The following is a 10,597-nucleotide window of genomic DNA, read 5'->3' on the forward strand; positions in this document are numbered from 1 at the left end:
AGCGAATACCACACGCCCACAACATAATCAGACACTCACACACCACAACCCCGCCCACCTGAAACCTCATCCACGGATCCAGGCTGAGGTGCGAGGAGCGATAGCGACGAGCCACGAAGGGTCTTGGCGACGCATCTCGCCAGGACCCTTCGTGACGGCCTCCGCAAGCTCCGGCCTCCTCAGGGAGCAGGTTGGGCCACAACACGTTCGGGCCGCCTAGCGGTCAGCGCCGAACAGTTCGACGAGCGGCGCCGGGCGGCCGAACAGGAAGCCCTGGGCGTAGTCGAACCCGAACTCCTCGAGCATCGGGAGCAACGCCTCGGATTCGATTCCCTCGGCGACCATCTTCACCCCGGTGGCGGCGGCCATCTCACCGATCGCGCGGACGACGGCGCGGTCGGGCGAGCTGTCGGCCAGTTGCGCGATGAGCGTCCGATCGACCTTCAGGACGTCGACCGGGAGATCGCGGACGTAGCGCAGGGCCGAGAACCCGGCCCCGAGGTCGTCGATGCAGATCGTGCAGCCGAGGTCGTGGAGCGCGTCGATCGCCCGCGACGCGGAGGTGTCGACCCGGATCGCCTGGTCCTCCCGCACCTCGACCCAGACCCTCGACGGCTCGACACCATGACCGTCGATCAGGCCGTGGACGTACGAGACGAGCCCGTCGTCCCACAACTGCTGCCCGGACAGGTTGAGGGAGACGAACGTGCTCGGCCCGACGTTCCGGGTGATCGCCCCCGACAGGTCCCGGATGGCCTCGCCGATCGCATGCCGTCCGATGGGGGCGAGCAGCGAGATCCCCTCGGCCACAGACAGGAACGCGTCCGGAGCCAGCACACCGGACTCGGTGTGCCACCGGAGCAGCGACTCGTACCCGACGACCCGCCGGTCGGGTACCGCGACGATCGGCTGATAGAAGACCGAGAAGTCGCGCTCGACCGATCTGGTGAGCCAACCCGCGAGGTCGACCTCGGCCCGGATGTGGCGCAGCATCGTCGGCGATGCGAATGCGACGGCGGTGCGGCTGCTCAGCGCGATGCACAGGGCGGCATCGGCGTGGCGGACCAGATCGTCCTCGGACTCGGCGGCGAGGTGCACATCGCCGACGGCGACGCCCATGCACACGTCGAGGAACCAGTTGCGTTCCCCGTCGCTCACGGTGTGCGCACCGAGTTTGGTACGGGCCGCCTCGATCAGTGCGTTGCGTCCGCTCTCGTCGTCACCGGCGCCGGTCCACGGGAGGTGGATGAGCCAGTCGAAGTCCGACCGCCGCTGGAAACGCGCCCGCGGACTGATGGGCATCAGCACCTGTTCGATGAAGCGCTCGGCGGCCGCGGCCGACGTCTCGTAGCCATACGCGACGACGGCTCGGTGGTACGGGTCGACCGACACCGCGATCACCGAGGTGCCGAACGTCAACACGACGTCATTCGCTGGTCCGATCCCCCCAGGGCGACGCCGGGGGCGCCGCAGTTCTCCATCGCGGAGATACTACTCAGCCGGTCCGCTTCCGGGAAGGAGGACGAGGCGCCACCGCTGGCGGACCAGGGCCGGCCGTCATGACCGTTCTCACAAATGCCCGCCGCGACGGTTCGACGAAACCGTGTGCAATTTTCGTGGGCCCGGGTCGAGACATCGATTTCTTTTGACAGATGTTCACAAAATCTGAGACCGACGCGGCCGGCGATTCGCCACTATTCTCGGCAGCGCTGCTAACGATTCCGCGAGGTGCGGCAAAACTGCTGGTAAGGTGCTTTCATTGCCTATGCGTAGGACACGAAAGATTACGCGGTTTCCGCCAATGCAGTCGCAGTGGCATTAATGCGAATCTCGGCGAACAAGCGGCTGTCCCCACAGCCGCCGACGGAAAGCGGTCGTGGTAGATGTCGTTGATCAGGAGGGTGCTCCGGCGCTACGACGCCCGGTCGATGGCGACACTGATCAGCACCGGCGGTGTCATCCCGCTGCCGGTCATCAGCGTGCTCGCGCCCGAGACGCTGTACCCGGGCGGCATGCCCATCCTGCTCACCATCTGGTCGTTCATCGCGGTCGTCTTCGCGGTGACGGCCATCCGCGCCCGGCTGACCGACCTCGAGTTCGCGTTCCTGGGCGGGTTGGGGATCGTGGGCATCTGCGGCACCTCGATGATCCTGGCCTCGCCACGATCGTCGACGCTCGTCCTCGCCATCGTCGCGGTCATCCCGGCGATCGGCGCGATCTCGGCGACCACCCGACTCATCCTGTCCCATCTGGCGCTGGCGGTCGTCTGTGCGGCAACCGTCCTCGCGGTGACAACGCCCTCGCTGCCGGAGTACCTGATCAGCTTCGGCGCGATGCTCGGCCTGATCGTGGTGCCGGTCTTCCTGGTCGTCGCATTGCGCAAGTCGATGGAGGCCGTGCTCGATCAGCAGACCCGCCTGGTCGGGATCGACCCGCTGACCGGCCTGCTGAACCGGCGCGGCTTCCTGATCCGCGCATCGCAGCTCCTCTCGGCCGCACGGTCGTCCACCGGTTGGATCGGCATCCTGCTGCTCGACGTCGACCATTTCAAGAAGATCAACGACCAGTACGGCCACCTCGCCGGTGACGGCGTGCTGCTGGCGGCGTCGGCCGCGATCCGCGAGCACGCCCCCGTGGGTTCGGAGGTGTGCCGCTACGGCGGCGAGGAGTTCCTCATGTTCCACGTAGTCCACGACGCGGACGAACTGTGGCTCAGCGCCGAACGCCTACGGGCCGCCGTCGCCGCCGCAGCGCCGGTCACCATCAGCGTCGGCGGTGTCTGCGCGCCGCTTCGCGTCGCCGGCGACCCGCTGGTCTCCGGCCGTTTCGACACCGCCTATTCGACCGACGACGTGATCGGCAACCTCCTGGGCCAGGCCGACGCCTGCGTGTATCAGGCCAAGGAGAACGGCCGGGACACCACGGTCATCAAATCCATCGACGCAGTGACCTGGAACGACGGCGCGCCGAGCGCACATGCCGCCGACGCCGAGCGGACGGTGTCTCCGCCGTCGGCCAGCCTGTACGAGGTCTTCTACCGACGCCCGGCCGACTTCGTCGACATCGACAGCCGGACCAGCGGGCGCTGAGTCGTCGCGGCCTGGAGTGCGTCGGCCTCCCGGCGCATCCGACGCCAGGTCTCCGGGCTGGTGAGGGTGTCGAGCCGGGCGCGGTCCCACCACATGAGCCGGGTGCGGTACCGGTCGTCGGGGAACGGCGTCGCGGACACCGACTCGTCGAGGCGTCCACCACCGGATTGCCAACGGCGCAGAACGTGGTCGGCCGCGGTCGCCATCATGGCCTCGACCCCGGACATCTCCATGATGACCAGCCCCAACCGCGACAACTGACCGGCCACCGACCCCGCGATCGCCGATCGCTCGTCCACCCAGGCCGTCTTGACCTCGACGATGCCGTCGTGCAGGCGTTCTTCGATGGCGTTGACGAGCTGCACCTGACCGGGCTGACCCGCCCATTCGACCAGCGCGTGCGACTGCGCAGCCGCCTCCAACCGGGGTTGGACCCGTAGTCCGCCGACAACCTTGCCCTCGCTGTCGAGCACCGCGAAGAACATCGCGGTGCCCTCGCCGCCGGCGACCTCGTCGTACTCGAGTGCGGCCGCGCACCCGTGGCGGTGGTACGACGCGTCCGCGCCGGCGAGGTACTCACGCCACAGTTCGGGCTCCGACCGCGGGCTCGCCACGACCACCGAGTACTCCGCCCCGGTTTCGGGTGCGATCGATCGCAACATCCCGGTGCGAACCTGATCATTGGTGACTGACACCTTATTCATCGCAGTATTGCCTTCCAGGAATTAGTAAATTTAGAGACGAGATCTCCCCCGACCCCGCGTGTAATGCTGCCACAAGGCCACATTTATGCACTCCCACAAGCGCAGTTCTTTTTGCCCGACCGTCGCTTTGACGGTTGGCGTCGTGCAATCCCGTGCGACACCATGGGCTTATGCACACGCCGCCGGATGCCGCCGCCACCCTCTACTTCCCGGACGAACTACCCGCCGCGTTGACCGCCGAACCGTCCCTCACTGTGTCCGACATCACGGCCGGCGCCGCCCGCGCGCTCGATGAACTCCTCCCGCCCGCCGAGCCCGCTCTCCGGGACGAGACACCTCGTTACGCGCACTTTCCCTGGCGTAACGCCCTCGTCAAGATCCCCGGTCCGCGCACGTTCCGGCGCCTCCGGCTCGACCGCAACCGGCACAAACTGACCGCGTCGCAGCAAGACGCTGCGGGCGAGCTCCGGATCGGTGTCGTCGGTTTGAGTGTGGGACACGCGATATCACTCACGCTCGCACTCGAAGGCCTTACCGGCGAATTACGTCTTGCCGATTTCGACGATCTCGAACTCACGAATATGAATCGAATTCCGGCGACCCTCATGGATATTCACGACAACAAGGCCGTGATCGCCGCTCGACGCATTTCCGAGATCGATCCCTATCTCACCACCGTCGTACATGTGGACGGCATAACAATCGAGAACATCGATGAATTCCTCGACGGCCTGGATCTCGTCGTCGAAGAATGTGATTCTTTCGATGTAAAGGTCCTTGTGCGCCAGAAATGTCGCGAGCGAGGAATTCCGGTCCTCATGGAGACGAGCGACGGCGGAACCCTCGATGTCGAGAGATTCGACCTCGAACCGGATCGGCCTCTTTTCCACGGCCTGGCCGGCGACCTGCGGATCGAAGATCTCGTCGGACTCGACCGCGCGTCGCTCACCCCGCTCGCCGTCCGGGTACTCGAGCCGACGAAGGTGACCGCGCCGATGGCGGCGTCGGCCATCGAGCTCGGGCACACGGTCACCGCCTGGCCGCAGCTCGGCGGCGACGTCCTCCTGGGCGGCGCCACCGTGGCCGCGGCCGTCCGCCGCCTCGTCCAGGGCAAGTCCCTGTCGTCCGGTCGCGTCCGATTCGACCGGGACGCGTGGCTGGACGGCCTCGAGGACCCGATCGACACCCATGCCTCCATACCCGCAGCACAACCACCGGCCGACGCCGAACCGATCCGTCCGCAGGTGCAGCCCGCCGTCGAGGCGATGACCGATCGCGAACTCGTCGTGTACGCCGCGAGCCGGGCGCCGTCCGCCGGGAACCAGCAGCCCTGGCAGATCATCGCCGACGACGACGCCGTCACGATCGTCCTGGACCGCACCCGCACCTCGACCCTCGACGTGGAGCACCGGGCATCTGCGGTGGCGGTCGGCGCCGCCCTGTACAACGCGCAGGTCGCGGCCGCCGCGCGCGGGGTGCTCGACGACATCGAGATCGTCGACGCGGCCGACACGCTGGCCGGCCGGGCACGCCTCAAGGGCATCGACACCGGGTCGCGCTCTGCGGACGCGGAGACCGAACTCGACGCATTGCTCGCCCGCGGCACCCGACGTGGAGTCGGGGACGGATCACCGCTGTCGGCCTCCGATCTCGTCCGACTGCACGATGCCGCCACGAGCGATCGGACCCGGTTGGTGGCGCTCGACGACCGCGCGGACATCGACCGATATGCCTCGATCATCGCCCGATCGGATCGCGCCCGGTTCCTGACGCCCGAACTGCACCGGGAGATGTTCGCCGAGCTCACCACCGATCCGGCCGCCGCCGAGGGCATCGACGTCGCCTCGCTCGACCTACCGCCGGCGATGGCGGGGATGCTCGACGTGTTGCGGCGTGCCGATGTCATGGCGTTGCTCGACGAATGGGGTGGCGGTGCCGCGCTCGGTGCCGATGCCGGCGCCCGGGCCGCCTCGTCGTCGGCGATCCTGGTCTTGGTGCAGCAGGGCACGACCCCCGCCGATTACCTCCGCGGTGGGATCGTCGCGCAGCAGCTGTGGGTGGCCGCCGAGCGTCTCGGCTTCGCGGTTCACCCCATGACACCGACGTTCCTCTACGCCGGGGACGACGCGACCGCGCGAACGCTGTCGAGCAATCACGGCGACGAACTGGCCGCCCTGCGCGACGAGATGCTCGAGACGTGGCCCCTCGATGCCGGCGAGGCGCCGACCATCGTGCTGCGCCTGTCGCGCACGGATGCGCCGGTGGAGGTGAGCCGTCGGCTGCCCGTGCGCCCGCCGACGAGTGCTGGTCAGGCCTGACCGGGGTTGAGCTTGATGAACAGGGCATCCATCTCCGCACAGAGGCGGTCGCCGTCGTGCAGGGTGCCCTTGATGAAGACCTTGCGCCCCTCGATCCGGTCCGCCCAGGCGTGGATTCGCAGCGGCGTGTTCAGCGGTGTGATCGACCGGTATTGCACGGTCAGGTACGCGGTCCGGCTGACATGCTGGATCGCGACCGCCGACGCGAAGCCGCCCACGTCGTCGAAGGCGACCGCGACATGACCGCCGTGCGCGGCGTTGTTCCCGCCGAGGTGGAAATCGCGGAACGTCAGTTCGGCGACGACCCCGTTGTCGTTCACCTCGGTGACCACATACGGCGGCAGGGTGATGTTGCCGCGCGACGGGAGGTCGATGCGGGTCCCCGCCGGTGAGTGCCACTCGTCGATCCGGGAATCGGCGAGCCGGTCGTTGAGCGCCTTCAGTGACTCGATGAGTTCGTCGACGAGCTCGTCATCGGGACAGGCGTAGCGGGCGTTGTCCATCAGCAGGCGGACCTGCTCACTGAACTCGCCGTAGCGGGGTCCGCCGCGGTCGGTGGTGATGGCCGCATGGGCCCGGAAACCACCCTCGTGCGGGTCCTCGTCGACGGTCTCGACGGCGCGATCGTTCGCTTCGCTCACCGGCCAACCGTATAAGAGCCGGCGGTGCCGCGCCCTAGCCGGTGTCGGTGTCGGTGTCGGTTTTCCCCTCCGTGCGACGACGGTCGGCGAGATCCACACACACCCCGCCCCGGGCCAGCCGGCGCGTGGACTCGGGTATGTAGTCCGGCACGCCACGCGGACCGCGTTCCTTTTCGTCCCGGATCCGGACCGCCCTCCCGACGATCACCGCGACCGCCGCGGACACGACACACCACGCGCCCCCGAGGATCAGAATCCACCCCCATACAGCCATACGGACAGCTAAGCATCCGAAACTGAGATTTCGGTGATGTTCGAGCCGAAGACCGGCAGGCATCCAATGGTTGAATGCAATCCGCGTCGAACCCGTCACGACTTCGTGACCTCTTCCGACCAATCCGCCGCTTGCAGGCGTGCGAAGCGCCCGGTCGCCGCGTCGATAGGCTGACCCCATGAGTGCGACGCCCGACACCCAGGGACCCTCCGGCCAACCCTTCGACCCGGCATCGTGGGCGGTGGTGCCCGGCTTCGACGACCTGACCGACATCACCTATCACCGCCACGTCGGCGAGGGCCGCGAGTACGGGATCGTGCGCGTCGCATTCGACCGTCCCGAGGTCCGCAACGCCTTCCGCCCGCACACGGTCGACGAGCTGTACCGGGTCCTCGACCATGCGCGGCGGTCGCCCGACGTCGGCACGATCCTGCTGACCGGCAACGGCCCGAGCCCCAAGGACGGCGGGTGGGCGTTCTGCAGCGGCGGCGATCAGCGCATCCGCGGGCGTAGCGGTTATCAGTACGCCACGACACACGACGACGACGTCGCGGCGGCCGGCGCCGAGACGGTCGACGCGGCGCGGGTGAAGGCCGAGGGCGGGCGGTTGCACATCCTGGAGGTCCAGCGCCTGATCCGGACGATGCCCAAGGTCGTGATCGCGGTCGTCAACGGTTGGGCGGCCGGCGGCGGGCATTCGCTACACGTCGTGTGCGACCTGACCCTCGCCTCGGCCGAGCACGCCCGGTTCAAGCAGACCGACGCCGATGTCGGCTCCTTCGACGCCGGTTACGGCAGCGCCTACCTCGCCAAGCAGGTCGGGCAGAAGTTCGCGCGCGAGATCTTCTTCCTCGGGGAGGCCTACGACGCCGAGACCATGCACCGGATGGGCGCGGTCAACCGCGTCGCCCCGCACGCCGAGCTGGAGGCCACCGCGATCAACTGGGCGCGCCGGATCAACAGCAAGTCGCCGACGGCCCAGCGCATGCTGAAGTTCGCGTTCAACCTCACCGACGACGGCCTCATGGGTCAGCAGGTGTTCGCCGGTGAGGCGACCCGCCTGGCCTACATGACCGACGAAGCCGTCGAAGGGCGTGATGCGTTCCTCGAGAAGCGCGACCCGCGCTGGGACGATTACCCGTACTACTACTGAGCCGGGTGCCCGAGAGTGTCGAACGCACAGAGCATTCATTGAGGGCGGGTGACGACCAGCGTCGCTCGTCTGACGTAGATCGACGTTGGATGTGGGCGATCATTCTTCAGCGGGTTCGACCCCGTCGACAACGCAGCTCACGCTCCTCCGGGTTCTCGACCGGAGTCGTGAGTTGGCCACTCGCAGGCGATTCCGGACGATATTGACACCGCCCTGATCGAACCGGCGGCCAAACCAGGTCCGGTGCGAACGACGCCGCCGAATCGAGCTGAGAGACCACACCCGCCTCGGCGTGCGGCAGTAGTACGCGGTGAACCGTAGGTGCGTCGCGTGGCCTGCCAGTGCGCCAGACACTTCCAGATCGCGGCGCCGCCGCTGTCGTGGCGTCAACTCGACGCGGCGTTGCCGACCTGCACGCGCAGAAATCCAGTCCGCGAAATGATGAGAGGCGCACCGCCTTTCATGACATGATGGCAGGCGCACTCCGCGGCGATGAATTCGAAACGACTCACCGATGATGCTGCGCCGCATAGTACGCCGAAATTTCTTTCCGTAGCGCGACATCACGGCCCTTCTCGGCGAGCTCGGCACGCAGTCTGGTCCGTTCCGCGCGCTCACCCGCCGCCTCGGTCGGGCGGCACCTTGCGATCTCGTGGACGTTGAGTTCCCGTGCCACCTCGGTGACTGGCCCGTCCACCATCAATCACCCGACGAGCAGCGCCTGTGCTCAGTAGTAATCGACCGCTTCCTGGACAAGCAGATACTTCTGCAGCAGAACGACGCGCGACATTCGGTCATACGACAGTCGTTGGTCAGCAGCACATCTACCGTTCTGGGACAGAATACGGTACGTATGTGACAGGATTAGACTACTGACGACGATCGAGGCACAATCAACGAAACATGCTGCACAGTAGTCAGTTTCGCGATTTCCGAGCCTGTGGAAACTCCTCGAAATCGAACCCATGTTCCTGTACCTTGGAGTCATGCCAGAGCTCACCACGCTCCTCGATCAGCTCGTCGAGACCGCCCCACCCGCCGACGATCCCACGGGCAGAGCAACATTCGACGCACTTGACACGTGGCGCCTTATCCGCAACCTCGCCGATCATCAAATCGTCGCCCATGCAGCGCAACTCGACGAACTCGGCGTCACCCAGAAGGCCGGTAGCACCACCAAGAAGCTGCTGATCGAGTCAGGACATGCACCGGCCGCCGCTCTTCGCGCCATGCGCAGTGTCGACGCCCTGCCCAACCTGCCCGCTGTGGCGCGTCACGCTGCCGACGGGCGACTGTCCGGCGAGGTCGTCGATGCCATCGTGCGAGGGATCAACGAGATCGAGAAGCGTTGTCACAAAGCCCTTTCCGATGACGAGCGCGCCCAGTACGAACTCGAACTCATCGCCCAAGCACTCTCCGGCGCAACACCGACAGAAGTGCTCAAGCATGGCCGAGCCATCGCCAATATTCTGGCGGACACCGCCGACACCGGTGTACCGGCCGCCGACGACCCATCTCTCAATGCGGTGAACACGCACACCACCGACGACGGACGCGTCGAAGTCCGCGCCGACCTCACCCAGATCGTCGGCGAGAAGTTCCAGGCCATGATCGACGAACGGTCCTGCCCACGCCCCGAACCCGACGGCGCCGAGGATCGTCGCACCGCCGAGCAACGCCGCGCCGACGCCTTCGAACTGATCCTCGACCAAGCCGCGATCGGCACGAGCATCAACACCGTCGGAAGCCCACGCACGCAACTGATGCTGACCATCCCCGCCACCGGAGACCTCGCAACACTGCCGTGGACCGGATCGGTCAGCCACGCCACCGCGAAACAGGTGTCGTGCGACGGCTCGCTCACGGAGATCATCCTCGATAGTGAGGGCGTACCGCTTCAGATGGGTCACACCCGCCGGTTGTATCCGTCACACTTACGCAAAGCGATCATCGTCCGCGACGCGTGCTGCATCAAATGTGGTGCACCGCAGTCCCATACGCAGGTGCATCACATCAGGCCGTGGGCCGACGGCGGACCCACCGATCTCGACAACGGCTGCCTGCTCTGCCAGCGCTGCCACACACAGGTCCACCACCACGGGTGGGACATCGTGATGGGTTTCGACCGCCACCCCTGGCTCGTACCGCCCGTGTCGATCGATCCGCAACGCCGACCGCTACCCGCATACAACCGACGCACCATGCGCCTCGACGACGCCGCCTGACCGGCCCTCCGACACACACTTTCGCGCAACACCTTTTCGCACCCGGCCATCGCCCGGGATCGCATCTGTCCCTTGACAACTCCACAGTGACGCCCCAGTCGGCTCCGTTCCCGGTCAGATCGTCGGCCGGGGACGGGCCGTCGGGACCACGAGAGAACTCCGCTCTGCGAGCGAGCTTCCCCCCTGCTCCCTG

9 protein-coding genes are annotated in these 10,597 nt (G+C 66.8%); 4 read left to right on the forward strand and 5 right to left on the reverse strand.

The annotated features are described in order from the left end of the window. Nucleotides 1–216: 216 nt before the first annotated feature. On the reverse strand, nt 217–1,422 hold the full coding sequence (locus FFS52_RS10860; RefSeq protein WP_137809701.1) for an EAL domain-containing protein: 1,206 nt from the start codon (nt 1,420–1,422) through the stop codon (nt 217–219). Between the two features lie 461 nt (nt 1,423–1,883). Between FFS52_RS10860 and FFS52_RS10865 the strand changes: the two genes are divergently transcribed. Next, on the forward strand, nt 1,884–3,089 hold the full coding sequence (locus FFS52_RS10865) for a GGDEF domain-containing protein (protein ID WP_223258822.1): 1,206 nt from the start codon (nt 1,884–1,886) through the stop codon (nt 3,087–3,089). Here FFS52_RS10865 and FFS52_RS10870 read toward each other — a convergent pair. After that, the gene (locus FFS52_RS10870) at nt 3,035–3,751 is read right to left on the reverse strand and encodes a hypothetical protein (RefSeq protein ID WP_171011612.1); all 717 of its coding nucleotides are present in this window, start codon (nt 3,749–3,751) and stop codon (nt 3,035–3,037) included. The genes FFS52_RS10865 and FFS52_RS10870 overlap by 55 nt on opposite strands. Nucleotides 3,752–3,963: 212 nt before the next feature. Between FFS52_RS10870 and FFS52_RS10875 the strand changes: the two genes are divergently transcribed. Next, nucleotides 3,964–6,111 carry an Rv1355c family protein gene (locus FFS52_RS10875; RefSeq protein ID WP_137809703.1) on the forward strand — a complete coding sequence of 716 codons (2,148 nt, stop codon included), beginning with the start codon at nt 3,964–3,966 and terminating at the stop codon, nt 6,109–6,111. On the opposite strand, the gene FFS52_RS10880 is transcribed toward FFS52_RS10875, so the two are convergent. After that, the gene (locus tag FFS52_RS10880; protein WP_058253345.1) at nt 6,102–6,752 is read right to left on the reverse strand and encodes a PaaI family thioesterase; all 651 of its coding nucleotides are present in this window, start codon (nt 6,750–6,752) and stop codon (nt 6,102–6,104) included. The genes FFS52_RS10875 and FFS52_RS10880 overlap by 10 nt on opposite strands. 34 nt (nt 6,753–6,786) lie before the next feature. Beyond that, the gene (locus FFS52_RS10885) at nt 6,787–7,026 is read right to left on the reverse strand and encodes a hypothetical protein (RefSeq protein ID WP_171011609.1); all 240 of its coding nucleotides are present in this window, start codon (nt 7,024–7,026) and stop codon (nt 6,787–6,789) included. A 178-nt stretch (nt 7,027–7,204) separates the two neighbouring features. On the opposite strand from FFS52_RS10885, the gene FFS52_RS10890 reads away from it, so the two are divergent. Next, the gene (locus tag FFS52_RS10890; RefSeq protein WP_137809704.1) at nt 7,205–8,179 is read left to right on the forward strand and encodes a 1,4-dihydroxy-2-naphthoyl-CoA synthase; all 975 of its coding nucleotides are present in this window, start codon (nt 7,205–7,207) and stop codon (nt 8,177–8,179) included. A gap of 508 nt (nt 8,180–8,687) precedes the next feature. Here FFS52_RS10890 and FFS52_RS10895 read toward each other — a convergent pair. Next, the gene (locus tag FFS52_RS10895; RefSeq protein ID WP_083207227.1) at nt 8,688–8,879 is read right to left on the reverse strand and encodes a hypothetical protein; all 192 of its coding nucleotides are present in this window, start codon (nt 8,877–8,879) and stop codon (nt 8,688–8,690) included. A gap of 265 nt (nt 8,880–9,144) precedes the next feature. On the opposite strand from FFS52_RS10895, the gene FFS52_RS10900 reads away from it, so the two are divergent. Beyond that, entirely contained in the window at nt 9,145–10,404 is a 1,260-nt protein-coding gene (locus tag FFS52_RS10900) for an HNH endonuclease signature motif containing protein (RefSeq protein ID WP_137809705.1), read from the forward strand. Nucleotides 10,405–10,597 lie beyond the last annotated feature (193 nt).

This window comes from Gordonia sp. ALPHA1B1, assembly GCF_005502615.1.
Classification (GTDB): Bacteria; Actinomycetota; Actinomycetes; order Mycobacteriales; family Mycobacteriaceae; genus Gordonia; species Gordonia hongkongensis.

Bases quoted from the DNA above. Each gene is read 5' to 3' on its own strand.
- FFS52_RS10900 (WP_137809705.1), top strand. From the start codon at position 9,145: ATGTTCCTGTACCTTGGAGTCATGCCAGAGCTCACCACGCTCCTCGAT.
- FFS52_RS10895 (WP_083207227.1), bottom strand. From the start codon at position 8,879: ATGGTGGACGGGCCAGTCACCGAGGTGGCACGGGAACTCAACGTCCAC.
- FFS52_RS10885 (WP_171011609.1), bottom strand. From the start codon at position 7,026: ATGGCTGTATGGGGGTGGATTCTGATCCTCGGGGGCGCGTGGTGTGTC.
- FFS52_RS10865 (WP_223258822.1), top strand. From the start codon at position 1,884: ATGTCGTTGATCAGGAGGGTGCTCCGGCGCTACGACGCCCGGTCGATG.
- FFS52_RS10870 (WP_171011612.1), bottom strand. From the start codon at position 3,751: ATGTTGCGATCGATCGCACCCGAAACCGGGGCGGAGTACTCGGTGGTC.
- FFS52_RS10875 (WP_137809703.1), top strand. From the start codon at position 3,964: ATGCACACGCCGCCGGATGCCGCCGCCACCCTCTACTTCCCGGACGAA.
- FFS52_RS10890 (WP_137809704.1), top strand. From the start codon at position 7,205: ATGAGTGCGACGCCCGACACCCAGGGACCCTCCGGCCAACCCTTCGAC.